Source organism: Nucisporomicrobium flavum (assembly GCF_016464385.1).
GTDB lineage: Bacteria > Actinomycetota > Actinomycetes > Mycobacteriales > Micromonosporaceae > Actinoplanes > Actinoplanes flavus_A.
This window is the reverse complement of the sequence record NZ_JADMLH010000006.1, coordinates 348,840-375,303: the sequence shown is the minus strand read 5'-3', so window position 1 is coordinate 375,303 and position 26,464 is coordinate 348,840. Positions and strand designations below refer to the sequence as shown.

21 protein-coding genes are annotated in these 26,464 nt (G+C 74.9%); 15 read left to right on the top strand and 6 right to left on the bottom strand.

Features of this window, described 5'->3' with window-relative positions:
• Positions 1-62 precede the first annotated feature (62 nt).
• Positions 63-1,010 (top strand): TIGR03619 family F420-dependent LLM class oxidoreductase, encoded by a 948-nt coding sequence (locus IT780_RS17715; RefSeq protein WP_199512666.1) that lies wholly within the window; start codon positions 63-65, stop codon positions 1,008-1,010.
• Here the strand turns inward: IT780_RS17715 and IT780_RS17710 are convergent.
• On the bottom strand, positions 977-1,984 hold the full coding sequence (locus IT780_RS17710; RefSeq protein WP_199512665.1) for a methyltransferase: 1,008 nt from the start codon (positions 1,982-1,984) through the stop codon (positions 977-979). The genes IT780_RS17715 and IT780_RS17710 overlap by 34 nt on opposite strands.
• A 192-nt stretch (positions 1,985-2,176) precedes the next feature.
• Here IT780_RS17710 and IT780_RS17705 point away from each other — a divergent pair, with 192 nt between their 5' ends.
• The 12 genes from IT780_RS17705 (at position 2,177) to IT780_RS17650 (ending at position 14,275) form a co-directional block, all read left to right on the top strand.
• Positions 2,177-2,605 carry an ester cyclase gene (locus IT780_RS17705; protein WP_199512664.1) on the top strand — a complete coding sequence of 143 codons (429 nt, stop codon included), beginning with the start codon at positions 2,177-2,179 and terminating at the stop codon, positions 2,603-2,605.
• Positions 2,606-2,668: 63 nt separating this feature from the next.
• Positions 2,669-3,010 carry a VOC family protein gene (locus IT780_RS17700; RefSeq protein ID WP_199512663.1) on the top strand — a complete coding sequence of 114 codons (342 nt, stop codon included), beginning with the start codon at positions 2,669-2,671 and terminating at the stop codon, positions 3,008-3,010.
• 98 nt (positions 3,011-3,108) lie between these two features.
• The gene (locus IT780_RS17695) at positions 3,109-4,062 is read left to right on the top strand and encodes a VOC family protein (protein ID WP_199512662.1); all 954 of its coding nucleotides are present in this window, start codon (positions 3,109-3,111) and stop codon (positions 4,060-4,062) included.
• A gap of 133 nt (positions 4,063-4,195) precedes the next feature.
• Positions 4,196-5,170 (top strand): hypothetical protein, encoded by a 975-nt coding sequence (locus IT780_RS17690; protein WP_199512661.1) that lies wholly within the window; start codon positions 4,196-4,198, stop codon positions 5,168-5,170.
• 3 nt (positions 5,171-5,173) lie between these two features.
• Complete coding sequence (locus IT780_RS17685) at positions 5,174-6,337, top strand: NAD(P)/FAD-dependent oxidoreductase (RefSeq protein WP_199512660.1); 1,164 nt, start codon at positions 5,174-5,176, stop codon at positions 6,335-6,337.
• Entirely contained in the window at positions 6,334-7,116 is a 783-nt protein-coding gene (locus IT780_RS17680; protein WP_199512659.1) for a VOC family protein, read from the top strand. The genes IT780_RS17685 and IT780_RS17680 overlap by 4 nt, the downstream gene beginning before the upstream one ends.
• A gap of 32 nt (positions 7,117-7,148) precedes the next feature.
• Positions 7,149-8,099 (top strand): VOC family protein, encoded by a 951-nt coding sequence (locus tag IT780_RS17675; RefSeq protein ID WP_199512658.1) that lies wholly within the window; start codon positions 7,149-7,151, stop codon positions 8,097-8,099.
• 1 nt (position 8,100) lies between these two features.
• Positions 8,101-9,513, top strand: coding sequence for an FAD-binding oxidoreductase (locus IT780_RS17670; protein WP_199512657.1), 1,413 nt, complete (start codon positions 8,101-8,103; stop codon positions 9,511-9,513).
• Positions 9,514-9,572: 59 nt separating this feature from the next.
• Entirely contained in the window at positions 9,573-11,153 is a 1,581-nt protein-coding gene (locus tag IT780_RS17665) for a class I adenylate-forming enzyme family protein (RefSeq protein WP_199512656.1), read from the top strand.
• Positions 11,150-12,814: a CoA transferase gene (locus IT780_RS17660; protein WP_199512655.1), complete on the top strand. Its 1,665-nt coding sequence runs from the start codon at positions 11,150-11,152 to the stop codon at positions 12,812-12,814. The genes IT780_RS17665 and IT780_RS17660 overlap by 4 nt, the downstream gene beginning before the upstream one ends.
• The gene (locus tag IT780_RS17655; protein ID WP_199512654.1) at positions 12,804-13,475 is read left to right on the top strand and encodes a PIG-L deacetylase family protein; all 672 of its coding nucleotides are present in this window, start codon (positions 12,804-12,806) and stop codon (positions 13,473-13,475) included. The genes IT780_RS17660 and IT780_RS17655 overlap by 11 nt, the downstream gene beginning before the upstream one ends.
• 11 nt (positions 13,476-13,486) lie before the next feature.
• Positions 13,487-14,275 (top strand): VOC family protein, encoded by a 789-nt coding sequence (locus IT780_RS17650; protein WP_199512653.1) that lies wholly within the window; start codon positions 13,487-13,489, stop codon positions 14,273-14,275.
• Here the strand turns inward: IT780_RS17650 and IT780_RS17645 are convergent.
• Together IT780_RS17645 and IT780_RS17640 are read right to left on the bottom strand one after the other, a co-directional pair.
• Entirely contained in the window at positions 14,212-15,102 is an 891-nt protein-coding gene (locus IT780_RS17645) for a helix-turn-helix transcriptional regulator (RefSeq protein ID WP_199512652.1), read from the bottom strand. The genes IT780_RS17650 and IT780_RS17645 overlap by 64 nt on opposite strands.
• A complete protein-coding gene (locus tag IT780_RS17640; protein WP_199512651.1) occupies positions 15,099-16,391 on the bottom strand; it encodes an ABC1 kinase family protein in 1,293 nt (430 codons plus the stop codon). The genes IT780_RS17645 and IT780_RS17640 overlap by 4 nt, the downstream gene beginning before the upstream one ends.
• Positions 16,392-16,586: 195 nt before the next feature.
• Between IT780_RS17640 and IT780_RS17635 the strand changes: the two genes are divergently transcribed.
• A complete protein-coding gene (locus IT780_RS17635) occupies positions 16,587-17,384 on the top strand; it encodes a helix-turn-helix domain-containing protein (RefSeq protein WP_199512650.1) in 798 nt (265 codons plus the stop codon).
• A gap of 145 nt (positions 17,385-17,529) precedes the next feature.
• Positions 17,530-19,410: an AfsR/SARP family transcriptional regulator gene (locus IT780_RS17630; protein ID WP_199512649.1), complete on the top strand. Its 1,881-nt coding sequence runs from the start codon at positions 17,530-17,532 to the stop codon at positions 19,408-19,410.
• On the opposite strand, the gene IT780_RS17625 is transcribed toward IT780_RS17630, so the two are convergent.
• From IT780_RS17625 to IT780_RS17615, 3 genes are read right to left on the bottom strand one after another with little or no spacing between them, the layout of a single operon-like run.
• Positions 19,411-19,845, bottom strand: coding sequence for an acyl-CoA thioesterase (locus tag IT780_RS17625; protein WP_199512648.1), 435 nt, complete (start codon positions 19,843-19,845; stop codon positions 19,411-19,413). It abuts the gene before it with no gap.
• The gene (locus IT780_RS17620) at positions 19,842-25,490 is read right to left on the bottom strand and encodes a type I polyketide synthase (protein WP_199512647.1); all 5,649 of its coding nucleotides are present in this window, start codon (positions 25,488-25,490) and stop codon (positions 19,842-19,844) included. The genes IT780_RS17625 and IT780_RS17620 overlap by 4 nt, the downstream gene beginning before the upstream one ends.
• The gene (locus IT780_RS17615; protein ID WP_199512646.1) at positions 25,487-26,452 is read right to left on the bottom strand and encodes an enediyne biosynthesis protein UnbU; all 966 of its coding nucleotides are present in this window, start codon (positions 26,450-26,452) and stop codon (positions 25,487-25,489) included. Before IT780_RS17615 ends, IT780_RS17620 begins: the two co-directional genes overlap by 4 nt.
• Positions 26,453-26,464 lie beyond the last annotated feature (12 nt).

The following is a 26,464-nucleotide window of genomic DNA, read 5'->3' as shown; positions in this document are numbered from 1 at the left end:
GTAGCGGGATTCAGCGCAACAGGCGAGAAGGTGCGCGGCGCGGTGACTGCCACGATCGAGCCATGGACCTCGGTGTCACGCTGCCCACCTCCGGCCCGCACGCCGGTCCCGACGCGATCGTCCGGGTCGCCCGCGAGGCGGAGGCCCTCGGGTACGCGTCGGTGTGGACGTACGAGCGGCTGCTGTGCCCGCTCGGCGACGTGCCGCAGCCGGGTGGCCCGCCGCGTCCGCTGCCCGAGCACAACCGCACGACGTACGAGCCGTTGGAGACGCTCGCGTATGTGGCGGCGCAGACGCGGACGGTCCGTCTCGGCACGAGCGTGCTGACCGCCCTGTTCCACGTACCCGTGACCCTCGCCCGGCGCCTCGCCACGCTCGACCGGTTCAGCGGCGGGCGGGCCGTCGCGGGGCTCGGGCAGGGCTGGATCCGGCAGGAGTTCACGGCGGCGGGCGTGCCGCCGAGGCGCCGCGGGCGCGGGTTCGAGGAGTTCGTGGCGGCGCTGCGCGCGGCCTGGGCACCCGACCCGGTCAGCTTCGAGGGCGACTTCTACCGGATCCCGCCGTCGGCGGTGAACCCCAAGCCGTGCCGGCCCGGCGGCGTGCCGGTGCTGGTGGGCGGCTTCGCGCCGGCGGCCGTGGAGCGCGCGGGCCGGATCGGCGACGGCTTCAACCCGATGCTGGTCTCGCCGGAGGCGCTGGCCTCGTCGATCGGGCGGTTCCGGGCCGCGGCGGCGGCGGCCGGGCGCGATCCCGGCTCCCTCACCGTCGCCGTCCGGGCCAACACGCCGATGACAGCGGAGACCTGGGACGAGCGGCGGCCCTTCCTCGGCGGGTCACCGGAGCAGATCGCGGAGGACCTGCCCCGGGCCGCCGGGATGGGTGTGGACGAGGTCCTCTTCACCAACCCCCTCCAGCCGCCGATCGACGAGCAGCTGCGGCTCCTCGAGCGGCTGAGCGTCCGCGCGGCCCGGGTCGCTCAGCCCGCGGCCCGCGCCGCCACGACGCCGTAGCCGTACCGGGTCACGTCGACGCCGGTCAGCTCCAGCCCGGCGTCGGCGCAGAGCTCGCGGAACTCCGCCTCGCCGCGCTCCCGGCCGCCGTGGCTGCCCACGAGCATGAGCAGGTCCATCAGCTTGCCGGGGGAGGGGGTGTTGCCGGGCGGCAGGACGAACTCGACGATCCACACCCGGCCGTCGGGGGCCATCGCCTTGCGGCAGTTGGCCAGCACCGCGGCCGCCTCCGCGTCGCCGAACCCGTGCACGATGCTCTTCAGCAGATAGACGTCCCCGCCGGCAGGTACGGACTCCAGGTGGTCACCGGCCACGATGTCGCACCGGTCGGCGACCCCGGCCCGGGCCAGCACCTCCGGCGCCCGCTCCAGGGCCCGCCCGGTGTCGTACAGCACGCCCCGGGCGTCCGGGTGCGCGGCGAGCACCGCGGCGATCAGCTCGCCCCGGCCGCCGCCCACGTCCACGACCGTGGCGCCGGCCGGCAGGTCCCGGGCGGCGAGCACCGGACCCATCGGGGCGCTCTGGCGTGCCATGAACTCGTCGAAGATCGCGCCGTGCTCCGGGTTGCGGGCCAGGTACTCGTAGAACTCGCAGCCGAACAGTTCGTCGAAGGCGGGCTCGCCCGTACGCACGCTGTGGTCGAGGGAGCCGAACAGCTGGTAGCTCGGTGGGCCGGACCACATGGCGAAGGCGTGCTTGGACTCGCGGGTGCCCGTACGCAGCAGGTTCGCGATCGGGGTGAGGCCGAAGCGCCCCTGCTCGTCCTCGGCGAAGATGCCGTACCCCGCCAGCACCCGCAGCAGCCGGTACAGGGCCACGGCGTGCAGTCCGGCCGCGGCGGCGAGGTCCGGCGCGGTCCGCGGGCCGTCGGCGACGAGGTCGGCGATGCGGAACTTCGCCGCCACGTGCACCGCCTGCTGGACGCGGTTACCCAGCAGGATGCGGCTCAGCGCCGCTCCGGGGGACTCCTCCATCACTGCTCCTTGAGCTCGTACGGTCAGCGTCCACCCAGCCTTGTGCCCGCCGCCCCGGCGCGGCTGCTCGTGCCTTGCTGTTTCCGCGAGGCGCGTTTCTCGCGAGCTTTTCGCAAGGTGGGAGTAGGCGCCGGCCCGGCCACGCACTTGGATCGGCTGCGAGCGAGCCGTACGGCCGGAAAGGAGCGCGCGATGCCCGCGGAGCGCAACAAGGAGCTGGTCCGCCGGATGACGGAGGCCTTCAACACCGGTGATCTCACGGTCGTCGACGAGCTGCTGAGCGCCGACGGACCGGCCGGCGGGAGCGGGCCGGGCACCCCGAAGACGAGCACCGACCTCAAGCGGAAGATCACGGCGCTCCGGAAGGCGTTCCCGGACCTGCGCTACACCGTCGACAGGATGGTCGCGGAGGGCGAGACCGTGGCGTTCCGGTGGACCATGACCGGCACCCACCTCGGCCCGCTGCTGCGGCACCCGCCGACCGGCCGGGCGATCGAGCACGCCGGCACCGACCTGGTGACCTTCGGCGACGGGCGGATCGTCGAGCACTACGCGGCGGACAACTTCGGCGATCTGCTCGGCAAGCTGGGCATCGAGCCCGTCGGTACGCGAGCCGGGTGACGAGGGCTATCGTCGGCCCTGCTACGCACGCGATTCGTGAAGATCGTCCCAATAGGAGAAGCCATGATCACCGGTGCCCACGCGATCGTCTACAGCGACAAGGCGGACGAGACCCGCAAGTTCCTCACCGACGTGCTGCAGCTGCGCTCGGTCGACGCCGGCGGCGGCTGGCTGGTGTACGCGCTGCCGCCCACCGAGCTCGCCGTTCACCCCAGCGACGCCCCCGGTGGGCACGAGCTCTACCTGCTCTGCGACGACCTGGACGCGACGATGGCCGAGCTCGGGGAGAAGGGCGTCGAGTTCGGCGCGGTCAGCGAGCAGAGGTGGGGGCGGCTGTCGTCGATCAAGCTGCCCGGCGGCGGCGACCTGGCGATCTACGAGCCGAGCCACCCCACGGCTTTCTGACGCCGCGGCAAGAGAGCAACGGACGAGAAGGAAGGCGCCGCGGGTCGCGGCGAGCATGGCGGGGGTACGCCCCACCCGCCTCCCGGAGGTCTGCTGCGATGCTCACCGGCGCCCGGATCACCTCGCTCATCATGTACGCACACGACGTGGCCGAGTCCGCCGACTACTACCACCGGCGGCTCGGCCTTCCCGTGCTCGAGACCACGCCGGAGCGGGTACGGCTGGACGCCGGGCTGCTCGAGATCTGGCTCGAACCGGCCGGGCGGCACGGCGTACAGCTCTTCGGCCGCCGCGACGACTCCTCGGACGTGGTGTTCCTGACCGAGGACCTCGAGGCGACGCGGGCCGCGCTGGAATCCCGGGGCGTGACCTTCGAGCGGCGGCGCAGCTACGAGGTCGGGCTGGTGACCGACTTCTACGACCCCAACGGGCACCGGCTGATGCTCTACCAGCCGTCGGCGGAGTCGCTGACCTGGCCGAGCGCGCCGAAGATCCGCGAGGTGTGGCGCCGCCGCGGCCGGGGCACCGACCGGGTCATCGGACCGGCGTCCGCTCCGGCGCAGGGGCCGCCGGAGGTCACCGGCCTGTCCGGCAACCCGCTGATCTACCTGTTCATGTTCGAGAACGACCAGATGGCGGCGCTCGGCTTCTACCGTGACGCGCTCGGGCTCGCCCTGCTCGAGCGGGTGCACTGCTGCAACCAGGACTGCGACGCCGAGATCGAGGGCATCGGCAAGTACGACGGCGGCGGGGTGCTGCTGTCCACCCACCACATGCACGAGCGCACCATGGTGTTCGACGATCTGGGCCGGCCGTACTCGCCGCGGGTCTTCACGCCGGCGCACGGGCAGGGGATCGCGCCCGTGTTCGAGGTCGGCGACGTCGAGGCCACGGTCGCGGCGCTGCGGGCCACCGGCGTCGGCATCGCCGGCGTGACCGAGCGCGACGCGGGCCTGTTCGCGCGTTTCGAGGACCCGTTCGGCCACCCGTTCTTCCTGCTGCAGCCCGACCCGGTCGCCCGCGCCGGCGCGGGCGAATCGGCACTCAGGTGAGCAAATCACGAGAAGGCCCGGCCGCGACCCGACGGCAGAATTGTTGACGAGCCATTTCGCGTGGCCGCGAGAAATGCGGTGGCCAGGAGGGGAAAACAATATGTCGGTCAATGTCTATCGCAATGAGTCGCTCGTGCAGATGGAGACCTACGAGGCGAACCCCGCGTCGGTCGACGAGCTGGTGGAGAACGTGCGCGCCAAATGGTCGCTGCTGCGCGAGCACGGGTACGCCGGCGATTACCCGATCGAGGTCCTCCGCGGCGCCCGCAACGGCCACGAGAACATCAAGGTCGTCGAGGTGTTCCGCTGGCGGTCCGTGCAGGACCGGGTGAGCGCCCAGTCCGATCCCGACTACATCGCGCTCGCCGGGCGCATCAACTCACTGTCGGTGACCGAGGGCGGCAAGGAGACCTTCACCCAGGCGGTCCGCGGCTTCAACCACAACTTCCCGTCGATCGGCGGCGTCGAGCTGCTCAAGGGCGTCTGCTCCTGCTTGCTGACCATCGACGGCATCGTCGAGAACTACCAGATGAGCGTGAAGAACGGCATCGTGCTCATGCACCGCAGCCCGCGGATGGACCTCGACGGCGACGGCCGCAACGAGATGTACCTGAAGATCCTGATGCACGGCGGCGAGATCATCCAGGCCGCCCTCGGCCCGATCCGGGTCGAGCAGAACTTCAGCCGCCCGAACGACGGCATCGTCAAGGCCAACAGCGCCGACGGCTCCGACTTCCCCGGCACGGCCATCTGGCGGGTGTCCTGGAAGATCCACACGGCCCTCGGCCCGGTGCTCACCGACCCGGACCGGCCGCTCATCTTCGGCCCGGCGACGGTCAACCACTACCCGCCGGTCGGCACCCACTTCCACTCGCCCACCGGCCCGGTCGCCCTCGTCCTCGAGTCGACGGGCGAGCGCGTCGGCACGCTCACCCCGGGCGAGCTCACGGCGTTCGACATCGTGGTGACCAAGGACGACGAGATCTTCGCCGACGTGCTGAACACCCCGCCGGCGGACATCTTCGAGGTGATGGAGGAGTGGCGCACCCGGATGGACGGCAACGAGGTCGCGCCCGTCGTGGCCGGCGCCACCGACGGGGTCATGTGACCGGTGGATCGGACGACCGCGTGGCTCGCGACCGCCGGCCCCGACCCGTTCCCCGCGCCGGCCGTGCTGCCGGCCGAGGTGGACGCGGTCGTGGTCGGCGGCGGGCTGGCGGGCGTCGCGACGGCCTACTGGCTGGCCCGCTCGGGCTGGGCGGTGCTGCTGGCCGAACGCGGCCCGCTGGCCCGGGGCGCGAGCGGCCGCAACGCCGGGGTGTTCCTGCCGGCGCCGCGCCCGCTCGAGCACCCGGGGCTCCTGAGGTCGGTGCTGGCCGAGGAGGGGATCGACGCGGGGTTCCGGCGTACGGGGCACCTGGCGCTCTCCTCCTCGACGGCCGTCCTCGCCGAGGTCCGGGCCGAGGTGGCCCGCCGCTCGCCGGACGCGCCGCCGCTGCGGGCCCTGGACCGGCCGGAGTGCGAGAAGAAGGCCGGCATGCCGATCGCACCCCGGTACGCGGGCGGCCGCTGGGCGTCCGACGGCCACGTGGTGCACCCCGTCCGGCTGGTCCACGGGCTCGCTGCCGCGGCGCACCGTCGGGGGGCGTGCGTGGCCACCCGTACCCCGGTGCGTGACGTGGTGCCGGGGCGCCGGCGGGGCTGGCGGGTGCACACCGCGCGCGGACCGGTCGAGGCATCGCACGTGGTCTTCGCGTGCGCGGCGGAGACCGGCACCTTCCACCCGGGCCTCGGAGAGGTGATCACTCCGATGCGGGGGCAGGTCCTCGCGACCGGGGCGCTGCCGCCGATGGGCGCGCCCGCGATGGCCGTCGACTTCGGCAGTGTCTACTGGCGACAGACCGACGACGGGGCCGTCGTGCTCGGCGGGTGCCGGTCGGCCGACCCCGGCGCCGAGACGGGCACCCGTGCCGAGCAGCTGAACCCGGCGATCCAGCGCGCGTTGTCGGCGTTCCTCGCCGCCACGTTCCCCGGCTTCCCGCCCCACACGGTCACGGGCCGATGGGCCGGGATCATGGACCAGACCGCCGACGGCCGGCCGCTCGCCGGGGCGCTGCCGGGCGGCGCGCGGCAGTGGGTCATCGCGGGCTTCGGCGGCCACGGGCTGCCGCCGGCCCTCGGCACGGCCCGCGCGCTCGCCGTCACGATGACGACCGGGCGGCCGGACCCGCTGCTCGCCCCCCTCGATCCCGCGCGCTTCGGAGGTTCCCGATGATCACCGAGCAGGACGGCCTCGCCGGCTCGCCGCTGATGTTCGTGTTCGTCGACGTGTCGTCGCTCCCGCGGCACCGCCGCCTGTACGAGGACGAGTTCGGCCTCGCCGTGGTGGAGAACCAGTTCCACCCGCCGCATGAGCACCACGGCCTGGTCAAGTACGACGCGGGCGGCACCCTGCTGGCCGTCAACCTCTTCGCCGAGCGCAAGTTCCGGGGCGAGGCCGCGGACGGCGTCACCATCGTCGTCCGGGTCGCCGACCGCGCCGTCGTGGACCGCCGGGGCGCCGCGTTCACCGACGCCGACGGGCACCACTACGTGTTCGCCGGCGAGCGTCCCGCCGACCCCGCGCTGCGTGCCGACATCTGCGAGCTGCGGTTCGCGGTGACCGACCCGGCCGCCTCGCTCATCTTCTACCGCGACGTGCTGGGCCTGACCCTCGTGGCGGAGGACGAGCAGGGCTGCCGCTATCGCACGGGCTCGCTGGACCTCGTGACGTACCGCAGCGAACACGCGCCCGACGGGCGCCCGATCCGCTACAACGCCTTCCTCGGTGTCTTCTACGCCGCCGACGTGGGTGCCGCCGAGTGGGCGCTGCGGGCGCGCGGGCTGCGGTTCAGCTCGCCGTCGGGATTCAGCGACATCGGCGGCACCGCCCGGTTCCGTGACCCGGACGGGCACACGTTCTGCCTCTATCAGCCGTCGGCGGAGAGCCTCACCTGGGGCAGCGCCGCCAAGGTGCTCGACCTCATGAGCGGGGGCGCCGCCGCGCACCGCTGATCCGTGCACCGTCCGAGAAGGGAAGTCCGACCGTGCTCACCGATCCCCGCGTCGTCTACCTGTTCCTCTACGTGCGCGACATGGACGTCTCGCGCGACTTCTTCGAGCGGACCCTGGGCCTGCGGGTCCTGGAGGAGGACGCCCAGTCCGTCAAGTACGACACCGGAGAGGTGATCCTCGCGCTGAACCGGGCGTCGGACTTCGGCGTCACCCTGCCCGGCGAGCACGACCACTCCACCGACATCGTCTTCCTGGTGGACGACGTCGACCGGGCCCGGGCCGCCCTGGAGGCGCGCGGCGTGACCTTCACCGAGACGCACCGGTACGAGATCGGAGCCATCACCGACTTCTACGACCCGGACGGGCACTGGTTCACCCTGTACGAGACCTCCGAGGAGTCCCTGACCTGGCCGAGTGGTGACCGGATCGAGGCCGTACGCGCGCTGTCCCGCCGTCGCGTGGAGGGCACGGTCGCGGCCGACGACGGCTTCACCCTCGACGGCAAGCCACTGATCTACCTCTTCCTGTTCGTCCGGGACGCCGACGAGGCGTTCGCGCTCTACTCGCAGACCCTCGGGATTCGCGACCTCGAGGGCGGGCCGTGCAGCCGGGCGTCCACGGCGGACGAGGAGGGCGTGGTCAAGTACGACACCGGCGGGATCATCCTCACCACCCATTCGCTGGAGACCGTCCGCGAGGAGGAGGAGATCATCGATCACCCGTGCCCGCCGCGTACCGTCAATCCCGTCGAGATGGGCGGCAAGGCGGTCGTGCTGCACGCGCCCGACATCGAGGTGACCGTCAAGAACCTGCGGGAGAAGGGCGTCGACTTCCCCGAGGGCGTGGTGCGCTCCGGCATCGGGGCCACGGCCCGCTTCGTCGACCCGTCCGGGCACGTCTTCTTCCTGTACGAGCCGTCGCCGGAGTCGCTGCGCCTGCCCAGCGGCGAGGTGCTGCGACGGGTCCTCGCCGAGACGTACTGAGGTGGAGCTCGCCACCGCGGCCGTCCGGGACCTCGCCGGCGCCGTGCACGGTGCGGTGCTGCGCGCCGGCGACGAGGGCTACGACGAGGCCTGCCGGGTCTGGAACGCCGGCGCCGCGGGCCGCCGGCCCCTGGTGGTGGTGCGCTGCGCGGACGCGGCGGACGTCGCGACGGCGGTCCGGTACGCGGTCCGCCACGAGCTGGAGCTGTCGGTGCGCAGCACGGGGCACAACGTCACCGGCCGGGCGGTGAGCGACGGCGGAGTCACCGTCGACCTGTCGGGGCTGCGCGACATCCGCGTGGACCCGGCCCGTCGGCTCGCCGTCGTGCAGCCGGGCGTGCTCTGGGGTGAGCTCGACACGCGGACGCAGGAGGCCGGGCTCGCCACCACCGGCGGCCGGATCTCGACGACCGGTGTGGCCGGGCTGACCCTGGGCGGCGGCTTCGGCTGGCTCATGCGCCGGTACGGCCTGGCCGCGGACAATGTGCGCGCGGCCGAGGTGGTGACGGCGGACGGCACCGGAGTACGGGCGGACGAGAACTCTGAGCCCGGCCTCTTCTGGGCGTTGCGCGGCGGCGGCGGCAACTTCGGCGTCGTGACCTCGCTGGAGTTCCGGCTGCATCCGGTGGGACCGGTCGTCTTCGGTGGCGCGGTCTTCTACGCGGCGGAGCAGGCGGCGCGGGTGCTGCGCTGGTACCGCGGCTTTCTCGCCGGGGCCCCCGACGACCTCTCGGCCCAGTGCAACCTGCTGCGCCTGCCGCCCGCGCCGTTCGTCCCGCCGCAGCTGCGCGGCCGGCCCGCGGTCGCGCTGGCCGTGTGCCACCTCGGCACGGCGGACCGGGCCGACCGCGATCTGCGCGCGTTGCGCGAGCTCGGCGAGCCGTTGCTGCGCCGGCTGACTCCGATGCGTTACACCTCCCTGCAGCGGCTGTACGACATGGCGGGCCGGTTCGGTTCCTTCGTACACGGCCGCTCCGGCTACCTGCCCGCGCTGACCGACGCCGCCGTCGACGCGCTGACCGCACCCGGCTGCGTCGTCCCCGGGCCTGGCTCCATCGTGATGATCAGCCCGCTGGGCGGCGCGGTCGCCCGGGCAGGGGAGCTCGACACCGCGGTCGGGCACCGGGGAGCCGCCGTCAGCTGCTCGGTGGACGCGGTCTGGCAGCGCCCGGAAGAGGCAGCCGCCCACGTGGCCTGGGCAGACCGGGTGTGGGCGGGGCTGCGGCCGCACTGCTCGGGCGCGTACGTCAACGAGCTGGGCGACGAGGGCCCGGAGCGGGTGCGCGAGGCGTACCACCCGGTGGCCTGGCAGCGGCTGCGCGTGCTGAAGCGGCACTACGACCCCGGCAACGTGTTCCGGCTCAACCAGAACATCCCGCCGGCGGACGGGGACGCCGGGTCCCGCAAGCCGTGAGAAGACCGCGGCGGCCCGCCCGGCGGATGCTGGGGCGGACGCCGATCGCGGGAGCTGCCATGGATGCCGATCAGCCGCCGACGCTGGCCGACGCCCTCGCCGCCGCCTGGCGGCGCCGGCCCGGCCGGGAGGCGCTGGTCTGTCCCGACCACCGGCTGACCTACGGGGCGATGGCCCGCGCGGCCCACCGGCTCGCCGGCATCTACGCCTGGTACGGCATCGCGCCCGGCGACCGGATCGTCTGCGCGGTCGGCAACCGCTGCGAGCACCTGGTCGCGATGGCCGCCGCCTGGTCGTACGGGGCCGTGCACGTGGCCGCCGACCATCGCTCCACCGGGTCCGAGCTCACCGCCATCGCCGCGAAGACCGGTGCCGCCGCGCTGCTGTACGAGCCGTCCGGCGACCGGCAGAATCCGTTCCGGACGGCGGCCGAGGTGCGGCGCCGCGTACCGGGACTGCGTGTCGTCGCCGTGACCGAGCACCTGATGCCCAACGACTATCTGCGGTGGAGCCTGACCGGCGATGGCGCCCCCGCCGACCTGCCGTCACCCGGTGTCGGACCGGCACCCGCGGATCCGGCGGTCGTGTTCATCTCCTCCGGCACCACCGGCACCCCGAAGGCGACCGTCGGCTTCCACGGCAACCTCGCCCGCCGCTGGCCGGGGCTGGCGCGCTGGCAGGGCTTCGGCCCCGAGGACGTGCACCTCGTGCAGCTCCCGCTCAGCCACGGCTTCGGGATGATGATGGCCCTCGCAGGGCTGCTCGGCGGCGGCCGGCTCGTGCTGCTCGACCACTTCTCGCCCGAGAGCGCGCTGCGGGCCGTCACCGACGAGGGGGTGACCGTGCTGAACGGTGCCCCGGCGCACTTCACGATGCTGCTCGACCGCCTGGGCGAGCGCCACCGGGTCGACTCGGTGCGGCTCGCCGTCGGGACGGCCGGACGGTTCCCGCCCGGGCTCGTCAATGCCGTCTGGGAGCGGTTCGGCGCCGACCTGACCATCATGTACGGCTCCAGCGAGGCCGTCGGCGTGGCCACCAGCGACCCGGAGGACGTCCTGCGCGGCTCGGTGGGCCGCCCGGAACCCGGTTCGGTGACGATCGTGGGACCGGACCGCGCGCCGCTGCCCGTCGGTGAGGTCGGCGAGGTGGCGTTCTCCCGCGGGGTGTTCCCGGTCCGCTACTGGACCGAAGGGGACGGTGCCGTGGCCCCGCGCCAGCCGGAACCCCGGCCGGCCGAGTGGTACTACTCCGGCGACCTCGGCCATCTCGACGAGCAGGGCCGCCTCTACATCCACGGGCGGATCAAGCACCAGATCGACCGCGGCGGGCTGAAGATCGACCCCACCGAGGTCGAGCTGGCCCTGCTGCGCTGCCCGGAGGTCGCCGACGCGGCGGTGCTGGGCCGGCCCGATCCGGTGGTCGGCGAGACGGTGTGCGCGTGCGTACGGCCCGCCGACGGCCACGTCCCCACCCTCGCCGGGGTCCGTGCCGCGCTCGCCGGCGTCCTGGCGCCGTTCAAGCTGCCCGAGGAGCTGTGCCTGCTCGACGAGATACCGCGGACGGCCATCGGCAAGGTCGACCTGCCGTGGCTGCGGACGGCGGTCGAGGCGGCGCCCACCGAGCGGCTGGTCCGCGGATGAGCGCGGAACATCTGCGGCTGCTGGGCGTCCGCGCGGAGAGCGCGGGGTTCGCCGTACGGGACGGCACGAGCCGGTTGGAGCTGTTCGTGGACCGTCCGGTGCCCGAGCCGGTGCTGCAGGCGCTGACCGGCCTCATGGCGATCCACGGGCGCGACCACGGCGCACCGCGGCGCCTCGGCATCGACGTCGCGACGGTGGCCACGGAGCTGCTGGCCGGGCAGGGCCTGCTGGCCGGCCTGATCGCCCGCCGGCGTGGGCTGAACGTCACCGCTGTCGACCTGCCCGGGCCGGCGGGCGCCCTGCAGTTCCTCACCCACCACCTGGCCATCGCCACCGGCGGGGGGACCTTCCCGTACGCGCCCGCGGGCGTGCCCGGGCCCCCGTTCGCCACCGCGGACGGCGTGCTCGTGGAGCTCGAGATGCTCTCCGGCGACGACTGGGTCGCGTTCTGGCGCCGGCTGGGCCTCGACCGGGCCGACGAGGTGGGGGCGGGCTGGCTGCCGTTCGTCTACCGCTACCTCGCCGGGCGGTGCGAGCTGCCGCCGGCCCTGGCCGGGGCCGTACGCCGGCACAGCTTCGCGCAGGTCCGCGCGGCGGCGGAGGCGTGCGGTGCCGTGGCGGTGGCCGTACGCGAGCCCGCGACCGCCGCACCACCGTGGACGATCACCCCGCACCCCGGCGGGCCCGTGGCGGACGGGCGCCGGCGCGCACCGATCGCCGCGCCGCTGCAGGGACTGCGCGTCGTGGAGGCCACATCCCGGCTCCAGGGGCCGCTCGCGGGGCTGTTGCTGCGCCATCTCGGGGCGGACGTCGTCAAAGTGGAGCCGCCGGGGGGCGACTTCGGCCGGTACAGCCCGCCGCTCGCCGGTGACGTGGGTGCGGCCTACCTGGCGTACAACCGCGGCAAGCGGGTGGTGGAGATCGACTACAAGCGGCCCGCCGGCCGCGACGACCTGCGGGAGCTGGCCGCCGGGGCCGACGTGTTCGTGCACAACTGGCGGCCGGGCCGGGCCGGGGCGCTCGGCGTGGACAGCGCGGACCTCGCCCGGCTCAACCCGGCGGCCGTCTACGCGTACGCGTCGGGGTGGGGCGGCGTGCCGGATGCGCCCGGGCCGATCGCCGGGGACTTCACCGTGCAGGCGTACGCCGGGACCGGAGCGCTGCTGCACCCACCCGGCGATCCGCCCGTGCCGTCGCGGCTGACCCTCGTCGACGTCACGGGTGGTCTGCTCGTCGCCGAGGCGATCCTGGCGGCGCTGCACGAGCGGGAGCGCACCGGGCACGGAGGCCGGGTCGACACCTCGCTCGTCGGCGCGGCGACCGTGCTGGCCGGCGCGCCGCACCGCCGCTGGGGCCCGCTGCACGAACCGATCCCCACGGCGGCGGGTCACCTCGTGGTCGCGCCGGACGACACGCCCGTACGCGAGCTCGCCGGGTTCTGCGGCCTGCCGCCGGACGCGGACCCCGCGACGATCGCCGGCCGGCTGGGTGAACGCCCCGCGGCGCACCGGGTCGCGGAACTGCAGGCCGCGGGAATCGTGGCTGCCGTGGCCCGTACGGACCTGGCGGAGCTGCCGGCGGACCCGCGCCTATCCGGTCTGCTCGAGCATCACGGCACCTGCTGGGTGCCCGGGACACCGTGGCGGTTCCATGTCCGATGAGCCCGTGGACCGCGTCCTGGTGGTCACCGCGCACCCCGATGACGCCGAATTCCACTTCGGAGCGACGATCGCGGCGTTCGTGGCCGGCGGCGCGGATGTGTCGTACCTGGTCTGCAGCGACGGTGCGCAGGGCGGCGACGCCGAGGTCCGGGCGCGCGAGCAACGGGCGGCCGCCGCGGTCCTCGGCGTGCGGGCCGTCGCCTTCCTCGGCCGGCGCGACGGCCGCCTCGAGCCCGATCTCGCTCTGCGCCGCGACATCGCCCTGCACGTCCGCCGCGAGCGCCCCACGCTCGTGCTCACCCACTACCCCCGGCGCGTGCTGGACCTCCCGGTGGAGGCGTCGCACCCCGACCACGTCGCGGTGGGCGAGGCCACGCTGGCCGCCCTCTACCCCGACGCCGGGAACGCCCGCGCCTTCCCCGACGTGCCGGACGCGCCGCCGCCGCACCAGGTGGCGGAGGTCTGGGTCCCGGGGTACGAGCGCCCGGACCACCACGTCGACGCCACCGCACACGTGGACCGGAAGCTGGCGGCCATCCGCTGTCACCGCAGCCAGATCGGTGCGGCGGTGCCCGCCTGGGTCCTCGAGTGGATGCGTCTGGCCGGCAAGCAGCCCGGCCACGAGTTCGCCGAGGCGTTCCGCCGGATCCGCCTCACGTGAGGGAGAAGCCCATGCTGTCCGCGTCCCGCCTCGCCCGGATCGTCCTGCCCGTACCGGACGTCGCCGCGGCCGCGGAGTTCTACGAGGGGCGGCTCGGCCTGTCCCGGGCCGGCGAGGCACGCCTGCTCGCCGGCGGCGTCGAGCTGTGGCTGCGCCCGGGTGAGGGGGCGGCCGGACCCTGCGATCTGGTCTTTCTCGCCGACGACCTGACCGGCGCCTGCCAGGCCCTGCGCGACCGTGGCGTGCCGCCGGGTACGCCCCACCGGCAGCCCTTCGGCACCTTCGTGAGCGTGCGCGGTCCGGGAGGGCACCGGTTGCGGCTGTTCGAGCCCTCGGCGGCCGCGCTCGCCGGCCCGGCCGGACCCGTGATCCGTGACGTCCGGCGGGTCCACGGCGCCGGCCGGCCGATCCGCACGCCGTTGCTGGCCGTGGTGGTGCCGGAGACCGACCGGCGCGCGTCCCGCGAGCTGTACTACTCCGGGCTGGGGCTGGCGCTGCTCGGCCGGTCGCCGTGCGGGGAAGCGGGGGGCGCGGCCACGTTGGACGCGTACGACGCCGGCTGGGTGCTGCTGGTGACGCGGCACGGGCCCGTTCCGGACCGGGCCCCGGGCATGGCCTTCGTCTACGAGGTGACCGGCGCCGACCGGCTGTGCGCGCGGCTCTCCGGGCGGCCCGTGCCGGTGGCCCCCGGGATGGGACAGGTGGTCCGGTCGGCGGACCCCTTCGCGCCGGCCGTCTACCTGTGCGAGGACTGCACGCCCGAGCCCGGCGAACCGGCGCTCCCCGCGGTCTGCTGGTGACTGCGCACGCAGTCGGCGGCATCCATCAGCAGCGGCAACGCCAGGATCACCGGCGGGTCCGTGGCGCGGCGCGGGCGAAGCCGCAACTCCACCTCGGGCGGATCGCCCGCCGGGCCGCCGATCTCGACCGGCGCCGGCGCCGCGGCCACGTAGCAGCCGTGGTCCAGGTCGGAGGCCATCATGGCGTCGGCGAGCGTCACCGACTCGTCGAAGCACACCGCCATCGGATGGAACAGCCCGTCCGGCAGGTCGCCGAGGCGGACGGTCGCCGGAAGATCGGTGATCGCGCACGCCGCGGGCCGCCCCTGCGGGATCCCCGACGGGAACAGGCCGACGGCGACCAGGGCGCCCCGGCCGGGACCGCCCGTCACGGTGACGGTCACCTGCGGCGTGACCGGCTCGGGCGGGCGCGGCGACGCCTCCAGCGCCTCGTGCAGCGGGACGTCCGCGCAGTCCCCGACGACCCGGCGGAAGCGGCCGGGCGGCACCCCGACGACCCGGGCGAACTGCGAGGTGAAGGTGCCGAGGCTCGTGTAGCCGATGCGCATGCAGATGTCGGTCACGCTCTCCGAGCCGTACGCCAGCATCCGCTTCGCCTCCGCCATCCGCCACGCGGCGAGGAACCGGGCGGGGGTCGCGTCGGTCACCCGCTGGAAGATCCGGTGGAAGTGGAACGGGCTCAGCCGCGCCGCCTGCGCCAGCGTCTGCAGCGGCAGATCGTCGCCGAAGCGTTCGCGCATCGTCGCGATCGAGCGCAGGACCGCGTCCGTCCAGGCCTCGGCCGTCGCGGGGCCCGGCGGCCGGTTCGGCCGGAATGGGACAGTCATCGCGCCTCCTCGGCACTCTCCTTGATCTGCAACGCCTTGAGCAGCGTCGGTACGGCCTCGCGCTGGAAGTCGACGTCCACGTCCAGTCCGAGGACCATGCCCTCGAGGGTCAGCAGCGAGAGCAGGGGGAACACGAACTCCGGCGCCGCGGTGATCCCGTGGGTGCGCTGCAGGGTGAACAGCCGGTTGGCGAACGACGCGAGGCGGAACTGCCCGGCCCGGCGCCGGTGCGTCGAGGCGATCAGGTCGCGGATGCCGCGCCGGAAGCCGTCCAGGTCGCTGTGCGCGGGGATCGGCGCGGCGCTGGCGAGCACCACGTCCGCGCAGGCGTCGCCGTTGCCGAGGACCATGTGGAGGAAGAACTGCGCGAACTGCTTGCGGACGCGCGGGGTGAGCTCCACGACGAAGCCAGCGTCGACGATGACGACCTCGCCGGAGCGCCGCAGGTAGAGGTTGCCGGGGTGCAGGTCGCAGTGCACGAGGCCGTCCGCGAAGAGCATGCGGTAGATCGCCTGCAGCACGTTTCGGACGATCGTGCGCCGCTGGGCCGGCTCGAACGCGCCGGGGTCGAAGCGTTCGAGCCCGTCGAGGAATTCCATGACCAGGACACCGTCGCCGCACGCCGGCGGCACCGGGGCGGGGACGCGGACGAGGCCGTCGAGGTTGCGGCGCAGCCGGTCCAGCATCCACGCCTCGCGGCGCAGATCCAGCTGGTTCAGCACCGCGGGCGCGACCTGCTCGACCATCCGGCGCATCGGCGTGCCCCGCAGGCCCGGCAGCCGCTGGGCCAGGTCCGCGCCGAGGGACAGCAGCCGGAAGTCGGCGTGCATCCGGCGGCCGATGCCGGGGCGGCGTACCTTCACCGCCACCTCGCGCCCGTCGTGCAGCCGCGCCCGGTAGACGCAGGCGATGCTGCCGCTGGCCACCGCCGTACGGTCCAGCGCGGCGAAGGGCCAGTCGCGTCCCGGCGGGTACGCCGCGGCCAGCGCGCGCCGGGCGGCCGGGAACGGCATGGGGTCCATCCGGTCGGTCAGCCGGCCCAGCGGGGCGCACCAGGACGGCGGCAGCAGATCCGCCCGGCTGCTCAGCATCTGGCCGCCCTTGACGAAGCTCGGGCCGAGCCGGACCAGCCCGGCGGTGAGGATCTCGGCGGGCGTACGGCCCGGGACGGCCCGCCCGGCGCGCACGGCGGCGCTGCGGAGCCCCGCCGCGGTCAGGCACCGCGTCCCGGTGACCGTCCACGTCGCCGCCCGCGCCACCAGGTACGGCCAGCCGGCCGTCCGTCCCATGCCGGCCTCCCCGTGCTCGACGGTGCTCGGCTTGCTGGCCCGATTCAATGCGGGCCCCCGGCGCGGGGCAAGGTCGCGGCGGCAGGACACCAACCTCGGAGACCCGCTCGCGAGCACGTCAAGAACTCGTCAAGCCTGGCGGGGCAGACTCGGCTGCGGACGCCCGATCGACGACGGGGAGGCGTACGGACGGGGATGGCGACGGCATACCGGGATGCGAGCCCGGATCCGACACGCGCGGCGCACATCGGCGCCGTGGTGCGGGCGGTCGCCGCGATGCGCGCCGGCCTGGCACGACCGCAGCCGCTGGCCGAGCTCGCGCGCGCGGCGATGTTCGACCCGTACCACTTCCACAAGATCTTCCGGGAGCTGACCGCGCTCACCCCCGGCCGCTTCCTGGCGGTGCTGCGGATGGCGGAGGCGCGGCGGCTGCTGTTGCACTCGGCGCTGCCGGTCGCGGACGTGGGCGCCCGCGTCGGCTACCGCAGCCCGGGTACGTTCTCCCGGCAGTTCACCCGTCTGGTGGACGTTCCGCCGGCCCGGTTCCGGGGACTGGCCCGGGCCCTGGCCGGCGAGCGCGCGGGCAGCCGCCCGGTGCTGCCCCCGGCGGAGCCTGGCCCGGCGCCGATGATGGCGCTCTCCGTGGCACCCGGTCCCGGCTCGCTGATCTTCCGGTGCCTGGCCGGCGAGGGGAGCGTCTGCCCGGGCAGCGGGGGCTGGACCGTGGCCTCCGGGCGGGCTCTGGTGCCCCTGCCGTGGCCGCCTGCTCCCGGCGCGTACGCGGCATTCGTGCTGGTCGTACCCGTGGGCGTGCGGCTGGCCGACGCGCTCGTCGACGACCTGCCCGGCAGCTACCTGATCGGGCGCGCGCGGATGGACGTGTCCCGGGACCGGCGCCCGGTGACGGTCCGCGCGGCCCTGCGCCGGCCGGAGCCGATCGACGCGCCGATCGCCGCGCTCACCGCGCCGCGGTGGCCCACCGGGTACGGATAGATCGCTGCGAGGCTGAAATCGGATAGAAGCTCGGCCCGTCGGCGGATCGATTCTCCGGGTAGCCGAGATGCACACTATCCACAGCACCCGACGGACGAGCCCCAACACCCAAGGTCCACGGTAGAAGGTCAACGGGAGCAAGCCCATGTCCGATTCCAGGGCGGCCCTGCGCGTCGACGCCCTCGGCTCGCTGGAGGTGCATCGCGGCCCCGTGCCGGTGGACCTCGGCCCGGCCAAGCAACGCGCGGTGTTCGCGGTGCTGGCGCTGCACGCCGGGCACACGGTCTCGATCGAGTCGATGCTCGACGTCGTGTGGGGCCCCGATCAGCCGGTGAGCGCGCGTCAGCTCGTGCACACGTACGTGGCGCGGCTGCGCCGGCTGCTCGAGCCGGAGCTGCCGCCCCGCGCGCGCAACCACATCATCAGCTCGGCGACGGGTGGCTACCGGCTCACCCTCAACCAGGAACTGGCCGACGTGACCCGCTTCGGGCAGCTGTTCCGCGAGGCCCGGCAGCACCTGCCGGCGGGCGGCACCGTACGCGCGTTCGAGCTGCTCGGTGAGGCGATGCGGTTGTGGCGCGACCCGGATCTGACCGAGCTGTCCACGCTGCTGCAGACACCGGACCTGCTCGACCCGCTGCGCCGCATGTGGTGCGACGCGGCGCTCGACTACGTCGGCACCGGCCTCGATCTGGGTGAGGCGTCGCTGGTGCTGCCGGTGGCGCGGCGGCTCGCCGAGAGCGAGCCGATGAACGAGATCGCGCAGGCGCGGTACCTGGCGGCGCTGGAGCAGACCGGCCGGCGCGCCGCCGCCATCCAGCACTTCAACACCATCCGCGTGATTCTCAGCGCCGAGCTGGGGGTGCCACCGGGCGCGCAGCTGTCGGAGGCCTACCGCAAGGTGCTCGCCGGCGGGGCGGCCGGGGTGCCCCGGCGGCACACCACGGCGGCGGCGGATCCGGCCCGCCCGCCGTGGCGAGGGCCCGGGCCGGGGCTGGGCGAGCTGATCCACCGCGACCGCGACCTGGAGGCCGTCCGGCGGCTCCTGGCCGAGCAGCGCCTGCTCACGATCACCGGGCCGCCTGGCTGCGGCAAGTCGGCGCTCGCGCTGGAGGCGGCGGCCCAGTTGCGCGACGACGTCACGGGCGGCGTGGTCGTGCTCGAGTGCTCGCGCATCGCCGCCCCGCACGCCCTCGCGCCCAGCCTCACCGCCGCACTGGACGGGGTCCCGGACGTCGACACCCCGTGCCGGCTGGTCCGGACGCAGCACGTCCTGGTGCTGCTGGACAACGTGGAGCACCTGATCGACGCGACCGTGGCGGTGGTCGAGGACGTCGTGCGGAACTGCCCGAACGTGTCGGTGGTGGTGACCTCACGCGAGCCGCTGGGGCTGCCGTACGAGGCGGTGTGGCGGCTGCACACGCTGAGCTCCGCCGACGCCGGGCACTCGTCACCCGGCCGCCCGCCCGCGGTCCGGCTCTTCGCCCGGCGCGCCGGGCAGGTCTGCCCCGGCTTCCGGCTCGGCGCGGACAACGCCCTGGAGGTGGCCGCGCTCTGCCGGCAGCTCGACGACCTGCCGCTCGCGGTGGAGATGGCCGCCGAGTGCCTCGCGATGCAGACGCTGGACGAGCTCGTCCGTCGCCTGGACAACCCGCTGCACGAGCTGCAGCCGCCCCGGCGCTGCCAGCCGGTGCACCACCGGTCGCTGCGGGCCGCGTTCCGGCGCAGCCTGGAGTGCCTGGACGCGTCGGAGCGCTGGTGCTTCGCGCGGCTGAGCACGCTGCCGCGGCACTTCCGGCTCGCCGCCGCGGAACGGGCGTGGGCCGGCGGCCGGCACGGCCCCGTCGACGCCCGGCTCATGCTCACCTCCCTGGCGGAGAAGTCGCTGCTGTTCGTGCGGCACGACGCGGCCGGGCCGGCGTACGGGATGCTCGGCCTGCTGCACCGCTTCGCCGTGGAGGTGCACCTCGCGGAGCTCGGCAGGGAGGACGTGCTGGAGGCCTCGCCCGTCACGGGTGGCGGCTGACTACGGCCGTACACCCGGCGCGTAGCGGCTCAGGGCCCGGCCCAGCTCCTCCGGCACGGGTACGGATTCCAGCCCGCCCGGCCCGCGCCGCATGCACGCCACGCTCTGCCGTCCGCGAGCCAGCAGCTCCGGCGCGGGGGTGCTGCTGCGGACGTAGTCGAAGCCCATGGCGACCCGGTTGCCGGCGATCCTGTCCAGCCGCATCCGGACCTCGATGCGGTCGCCGGCGAAGCTCTCCGCGTAGAACTCGGCGGCACAGTCGACGGTCACCAGCACCAGCCCGCTGGTGAGCGCCGCCAGCACGCCCGGCGCGTGGTCGGCCAGGAACTGTTCCCGGCAGTGCCCCTGCCAGCGCAGGTAGTGCGCGAAGTAGACGTTGCCGACCAGGTTCGTCTCGTCGAAGGTCACCCGGTGCTCGTAGACGTAGACGGTCACGGCAGCTCACCCACCCCGGCGCAGATCGCGATCCGCCCGGCCGTGGTGTCCAGGACCCGGCCGGCCAGCGTGTACCGCCCCGAGGCGAGCGTCCCGGGGTCGTCCGTCAGCAGCAGCGGTTCCCCGGCGGGCCGGCCCAGCTTGGCGAGCGCCTCGCGGGCCGTCCACACCCGGTAGCCCGCGCTGTGCGGATCGGTTCCGCCGAGCCGCGCCAGCTGATCGGCCAGCTCCCGGTCGGCCGCGCCGAGCGGCGCCGGCTGCTCGCCGACCGCCTCCCAATCGACCGCGACGCGGCCGGGACCGGACCCGACCAGCACGTACGGCCCCAGATGGCTCGCCGACACCGTGCCGGGACCGGCGACGACCAGCCGCCCGTCGGCCGCGTGGGTCGCCGGTGCCCCGGCCAGCCAGGCCGCCACGGCAGCCGTGCGGCCGGGGTCGTCCCGGTCGCCCCGGGCCACCGCCAGGTCGACCTCCCGGTACGCGGGCCATCGGCTCAGCTCCCGCGCGACCAGGGCGCCCACGACCTCCACCGGCCACGGCTCGGGCTCCACGGCCCCCAGCGCGCGCAGCACCAGGCCGGACCACTGCTCGACCGGTGTCCCGCCGGCGTCCAGGACCAGCAGGTCGAAGACGTACCCGTCGTCGCTCTCCGCGCGCTGCCGGGCGTGCACGGTCAGCCGGCCCTGCGGGCGCCGGATCATCCGGACCTGCCCGGCTCCCGTCGGGAGCACCCGGCGGCCGGGCACGCAGACCTGCAGGAGGTGCAGGAACGCGTCGCGGGCGCCCGGATCACCCAGCTCCAGCCGCTGATCCAGGAACTCGCCGAACCAGCGCCCCTGCGGGTCGGCGTCGACCACGGCCGCGCACCGCCGGGCGGCGACCGCGGGGTAGCCGGCCACCCGCCGGAACCGCGGCCCGTGGAAGAAGAGCGGGCCGTAGAGGTGGCGGGCGGACAGGAGTGGGCCGGTGAGCGGCTCGCCAGGGTGAGGGTCCGCCGGGTCCAGGGCCGTGCCGCCGTACCGGGCCCGGAAGTGGTCGGCCGCGAAGCCGGTCTCGTCGCTGCGCAGCGCCACGTCCACGGTGCCGTCCTCGCGCGCCAGCGCCGCCGTCCGCAGGGTCCGCGGGTCGCGTTCCGGCACGGTGACGGGACGGGTCAGGGCCACGTCGTGGAAGACCCGCGGTGCGTCACGCTGCACCACCGTGGCGGCCTGGGCCATCGCCTCGAGGCCGAACACCGCGGGCAGGACGACGGTGCCGTCGATCCGGTGGTGATCCAGGTACGGGTCGGTCCCGAGCGAGAGCCCGGCGCCCGCGACGACCTCGACGCCGGGTGTGGCCGTCAGGGGCTCGGCCAGGAACCTGCCGCCCGGCGCGCCGCCGCCGTCGTACCAGCGCAGCGTGGGCGCCGCCGGTATCCGCCCGGCCACCACCACGACGGGCGGGGTGGTCCCGGCGAGCAGTCGCAGCAGCCAGGCGGTCGCCTCCTCCGGCGGGATCGGGCTCAGTCCCTGGCGGGAGAGGTTGTCCAGCACGCCGAGGCCCACGCCCATGCCGGCGCCGGACCAGGCCGACCACTCGACGGCCAGCCACCGGACGCCGGGCTCGGTCACGGCGAGGTCCGCGCACCGGCGGGCGAGCCACTCGTTGGCGAGGGCGTAGTGCGCCTCGCCCGCCAGGCCGATGCGGGCGATCAACGAGCTGAACGCCACGGCACAGCGCAGCCTCGGGAGGTCGATCGCGGCGAGCACGGTGTCGAACCCAGTCACCTTGGCCGACACCGCCTGTGCCAGCGCGTCCGGTGTCAGGTCGGGGATACGGACGGGAACGTTGATCCCTGCCGCGTGCAGCAGCATCCGTACGGGCCCGTGCTCGCGCTGCAACGTCGCCATCGTCGCCTTGACCGCCGCCGCGTCGGCCACGTCCACCCGGTGGTACGTGACCGGGGAGCCCGCGTCGGCCACCCGGCGAAGCGTGGTGCGAACCGCCTCGTCGGACTCCGGGCTGCGGCCGAGCAGCGCCAGGTGGGCGCCGGTGGCCGCGGCGAGGGCGACGGCACACTCGGCACCGATGCCCTTGGCGCCGCCGGTGACCACGCAGAGCTCGCGGGCGCCGACCGGCAGCGGGCCGCCGTCCGGTGCCACCAGGGCGCCGAGCACCGGCACGGTACGAGCACCGTCCGCGTCGTATCCCGCCTCGGCGTAATCGCCGGCCGGCCGGCGGGCCTCGGCGGCGGCCAGGGCGATCCCGTGCTCGTCCGGCGCGGTCTCGACCACCAGCACCGCCGCGCCCGGGCGCTCGGCGGCGAGGCTGCGGCCCACCGCGGCACCCACGCCACCGTGGTGCAGCACCACCACCGGCAGCCCGTCGGCGATGCCGCGCCGCAACGCGCTCACCAGCTCGGGCAGCGGCGTCGCGTCGAGGCCGGGCGGCAGGGCGATCAGGCGGGTGGGCGTACCGCCCGGCTCGTCGCGGAACGCCTCGCGGATCGCCGTACCGAGCGGGTGACGGTCGAGGTCGCCGACGATCTCCCAGGTACGCGGCACCTCCGGGCCGGCCGGCAGGGGCTCGGCGAGCCGGCGCGGGGCGAAGGCGCGTACCCAGCCGGCCACCCCGGCGACGGGCGGCTCGGCGGTGTCCGCGGCCGGCAGCGCCGCGACGACCTCGGCGAGCTCGGCGACCGTCGCGGTGGCGAGGCTCAGCGGCGCCGCCGGCAGGGCACGGCCGAGGCGGGTCGCCACGTCCCCGGCGAGCCGGCCGACGAGCAGCGAACTGAGGTGCAGGTCGGCCAGGAGCCGGGCGTCGGACGGAACCGCTGCCGGGTCCAGTTCGCACGCGTCCGCGACCGCCGCGACGGTCGCCGCGAGCGGCTCGGCGTCCTGATCGACCGGCCGGGGCCGCACGGTGTCCGCCGGCTCCTGCCCGGTGTCGTCCACCGCGGCGGGGTCCACCTCGGGCACGGCGGTCTCGCAGGCACCGACGAGGACGTCCGGGCGGTGGCCGAGCTCGAAGGGACGGGTGAAGCGCCGGGCGTACCAGGGCACCACGGTGCCGCACCGGCCGGCGGCGAACAGGGCGGCGGTGACCGTGGCGACGCCGGCGGCCGAGGGTGATCCGGCGTCCATCGCGACCGCGCGTCCGCCGGTCAGCCCGGTGAGCAGGTGACCGGGGCCGACCTCGACGAAGAGCCCGGACCGGCACCTCTGCATCGCCTGGCGGAAGCGTACGGGCGCGGTGAGCTGGCGGACGAGCAGCTCGACGGCGTCCTCCGCGGCGAACCAGTCGCCGGTGACGGTCGAGACGAAGCGTCGTTGTGCGGGGCGCCACGGCACGGCGGCGGCCGCCTCCTTGAGCCGGTACGCGGCCCCGGCCATCGCGGGGGAGTGGAACGCGTGCGCCACCGGCAGCAGGCCCGCCCGGATCCCGGCAGCGGCGGCCCGGTCGAGGACCCGGCGCAGCTGGGCCCGGTCGCCGGAGACGACCAGCCGCCGGGGGCCGTTGTCGGCGGCGACCACGACATCGGTGCCGGCCAGCAGCGGGGTCAGGTCGTCCTCGGTGGCCTCGAGCGCGGCCATGCCGCCGGAGACCGGGTCGGCCTGGGCCATCGCCGCGCCGCGGGTGCGCGCGAGGTCGTACGCCTCGTCCTCGTCCAAGGTGCCGGCCCAGACCAGGGCGGCCAGTTCGCCGAGGCTGTGACCGACGGCCTCGTCCGCCTCGACGCCGAGCGCGTCCAACCAGCGCAGCCCGGCCAGGGTGGCGCGCAGGATCGCCGGCTGCGCGACGGCCGTGCCGACCGGACCGGCCGGCGGGGTGGCCACCGGCAGGGGGTCGGCGTACGCCGCCGGCACCTCGTCGAGCAGGTCCCCGAGCGCGCCCGCGTCCGGGTAGCACGGCGCGGCCTGCCCGGGGAAGAGCAAGGCCACCCGCAGCCGGCCCTCGGCGAGGAACAGGCGCCGTGCCGGATCGATGATCTCCGGCTCGCCGGCCGCCAGCCGGGTCAGCGCGTGCTCCGCGGCCGCCGCCAGCTCGCCGGGCGAGGCCACGACCGCGGCGAACCGCACCGGTGCGTCGGGTGGCTCGGTCCGCGCCAGCCCGGCGCCGAGATCGCCCAGCTCGGCGCGGGACATCGCGGCGGCGGCGTCCCGGATCGACGTCAGCTTCGCGGCGAGGGCCCGGCGGTCGGCCCCGGTGCAGACGATCACCTCGTGGCTCGGGTGCCGGCCCGCGAGGTGCCGCTCGGCCGGGTGCAGCCGCCGTCCGGCGCCGCCCGGGCCGCCGAGGACGACGTGGGCGTTGATGCCGCCGAAGCCCATCGCACTGACGCCGGCGTACCGCTCGCCGGCCGGCCACGGGCGGGCCTCGTCGAGGATCGTGAGGCTCGCCTCCGGCCCGGAGAGCAGCGGGTGCGGCTCGGGACATCCCGTGGTGGGCGGCAGGACGCCGCGGTGCACCGCCAGGACCGCTTTGAGCAGCCCCGCCACCCCGGCCGCCGCCTTGGTGTGCCCGATGTTCGCCTTGACGCTGCCGAGAGCGGCCCGGCGCGGGGTCCGGCCGCGGACCTCCAGCAGCGCCCGTAGTTCCGTGCCGTCGCCGACCTCGGTTCCCGTGCCGTGGCCCTCGATCAGGGCCGCCTCGGCGGGGTCGAGGCGGGCGTGCTCGTACGCGCGGCGCAGGGCGAGCAGCTGCCCGGCCGCCTCGGGCCGGATCAGGCCGCCGTGGCCGTCCGACGAGGTTGCCCAGCCGAGCAGGTACGCGTACACCCGCAGCCCGTGCCGCACGGCGAAGTCCTCGCGGCACAGCACCACCAGCCCGCACCCCTCGCCCGGCAGGAACCCGGTGGGCCGGCGGTCGTACACGCGCATCTCGTCGCGGGCCAGCGCCCCCGCCCGGGCGAATCCGACGAGCTCGAAGGGGTCCAGGCTGAGGTCCACCCCGCCGGCCAGCGCCACGTCGAGCCGCCCGGCGGCGACCGCGTCGGCGGCGTGCGACACCGCCAGCAGCGACGAGGCGCAAGCGCCGTCCACTGTGTACCCGGTGCCGTGGAAGTCGAAGTGGTTGCAGATCCGTCCGGCGATCGTGTTCGACAGCGCGCCGGCCAGGGTCTCGTCGGTCGGCGCGGGGAACGGTTCCTTGTAGCGGCGCTCGACGGCCCGCAGCAGCGCCGCCCGGTCGTCCGGGCCCAGCGGCGACTCGGCCAGCGCGGCGAGCACGGTGCGGCGCACGTACGGCCACCGCGTACGCAGCGCGGCCGCCCGCGAGAACTCCCCGGTCAGCGAGTTGCCCAGGATCACGCCGACCCGGCCGGCGTCGAGGCCGTCGCCGTCCGGGAAACCGGCGTCCGCGAGGGCGGCCGCGCTCATGTCCAGCGCGAGCCAGTGCGCGGTGTCCGCGGCGCGGAACGCCGGTCCCGCCACCCGGAAGCGCTGCCGGTCGAAGTGCCAGCCGGTGAGCAGCGCGGCATGCGTCACGTAGGTCTGGTCGGCGCCGTCGCCGCCGTAGTCGGCCAGGGGCAGGCGCTCGGGCGGCATCCGGCGGAACGCGGCGCGCCGCGCCATCACGGTCTGCCAGAGCCGGTCCGGTCCCGCGGCGTCGGGGTAGCGGCAGGCCAGGCCGACGACGGCGATGCGCCGGGACCCGGGCGTCATCTGACCGGTACGGCCGTACGCCCGCCGGTGGTCGCCACGGCCGGCACGGTGGCCTCGGCCGGGCGGACCGGCTCGGCACCCCCGGCGCCCCGCAGCGATCGCACCCAGGTGAGCACGAACCGGCCGGCGCAGACGATCGTGAGCGCGTAGAACAGGCCGAAGGTGATGCCCGCGACGACGAGCGCGCCGTACACGAGCGCCGTGGCGAGCCCGAAGACCACCTGGTCCCGCGGCCGGCCGGGGGTCGTGCCGGGGTCGGTGATCATGTAGTTGGTGAACAGGATGAACGCGACACCGGTCATGGTCAGCAGCGCGGAGGCCGGCGCGTGGCCGAACAGCAGCGCCCGCAGCACCGCCTGCAGCACGAACCCGCCGACCCAGGCGGCGATCAGCGGCATCCGGCCGGTGAGCTTGCCGTTGATCATCGAGCCGGCGACCAGGATCGCGCCGGGCAGCACCCAGTCGACGACCGAGCCGACGTTCTCGGTGAACTCGTACGGCGGCGCGATGGCCACGCTCGTGCTGAACAGCACCAGGGTGGCGCTGATGCCCAGGTTGCTCGGGTTGAACAGGTGCCGGGGCTGACCGCCGATCCGCAGGCGCAGCACGTACTTGCCGCAGATCGCCACGGTCACCGCGAACACCGTCGGCAGCAGGCGCTGGTTGCCGTACAGCAGCATCGCGCAGGCCAGCGCCGCGATGTGTGCCGGCAGCAGGAACGTGACGAGGTTGCCGGATGAGCCGCCGTAGCGCACCGGGCGGCCGTGCCCTCGCGCGTCGACCCACTCCAGCAGCAGGCTCAGGGCGTACGCCGTCAGCAGCGCCACGACCGGCGTGAGGTACGCCTGCTCGAAGCCCAGAAACAGGTGTCCCACGACGGTGAACACCGTGATCGACAAGGCGAACCGGCGGAGTGCCGTGATGCCCTTCGGGGTCCGGTTCGGAATGGTCGGTTGCGCCATCGGACGGCTCCT

Excerpts from the sequence above, each read along its gene's own strand:
- IT780_RS17715 (WP_199512666.1), top strand. The coding sequence starts at position 63 with ATGGACCTCGGTGTCACGCTGCCCACCTCCGGCCCGCACGCCGGTCCC.
- IT780_RS17710 (WP_199512665.1), bottom strand. The coding sequence starts at position 1,984 with ATGGAGGAGTCCCCCGGAGCGGCGCTGAGCCGCATCCTGCTGGGTAAC.
- IT780_RS17705 (WP_199512664.1), top strand. The coding sequence starts at position 2,177 with ATGCCCGCGGAGCGCAACAAGGAGCTGGTCCGCCGGATGACGGAGGCC.
- IT780_RS17700 (WP_199512663.1), top strand. The coding sequence starts at position 2,669 with ATGATCACCGGTGCCCACGCGATCGTCTACAGCGACAAGGCGGACGAG.
- IT780_RS17695 (WP_199512662.1), top strand. The coding sequence starts at position 3,109 with ATGCTCACCGGCGCCCGGATCACCTCGCTCATCATGTACGCACACGAC.
- IT780_RS17680 (WP_199512659.1), top strand. The coding sequence starts at position 6,334 with ATGATCACCGAGCAGGACGGCCTCGCCGGCTCGCCGCTGATGTTCGTG.
- IT780_RS17665 (WP_199512656.1), top strand. The coding sequence starts at position 9,573 with ATGGATGCCGATCAGCCGCCGACGCTGGCCGACGCCCTCGCCGCCGCC.
- IT780_RS17660 (WP_199512655.1), top strand. The coding sequence starts at position 11,150 with ATGAGCGCGGAACATCTGCGGCTGCTGGGCGTCCGCGCGGAGAGCGCG.
- IT780_RS17655 (WP_199512654.1), top strand. The coding sequence starts at position 12,804 with ATGTCCGATGAGCCCGTGGACCGCGTCCTGGTGGTCACCGCGCACCCC.
- IT780_RS17650 (WP_199512653.1), top strand. The coding sequence starts at position 13,487 with ATGCTGTCCGCGTCCCGCCTCGCCCGGATCGTCCTGCCCGTACCGGAC.
- IT780_RS17645 (WP_199512652.1), bottom strand. The coding sequence starts at position 15,102 with ATGACTGTCCCATTCCGGCCGAACCGGCCGCCGGGCCCCGCGACGGCC.
- IT780_RS17640 (WP_199512651.1), bottom strand. The coding sequence starts at position 16,391 with ATGGGACGGACGGCCGGCTGGCCGTACCTGGTGGCGCGGGCGGCGACG.
- IT780_RS17635 (WP_199512650.1), top strand. The coding sequence starts at position 16,587 with ATGGCGACGGCATACCGGGATGCGAGCCCGGATCCGACACGCGCGGCG.
- IT780_RS17630 (WP_199512649.1), top strand. The coding sequence starts at position 17,530 with ATGTCCGATTCCAGGGCGGCCCTGCGCGTCGACGCCCTCGGCTCGCTG.
- IT780_RS17620 (WP_199512647.1), bottom strand. The coding sequence starts at position 25,490 with ATGACGCCCGGGTCCCGGCGCATCGCCGTCGTCGGCCTGGCCTGCCGC.
- IT780_RS17615 (WP_199512646.1), bottom strand. The coding sequence starts at position 26,452 with ATGGCGCAACCGACCATTCCGAACCGGACCCCGAAGGGCATCACGGCA.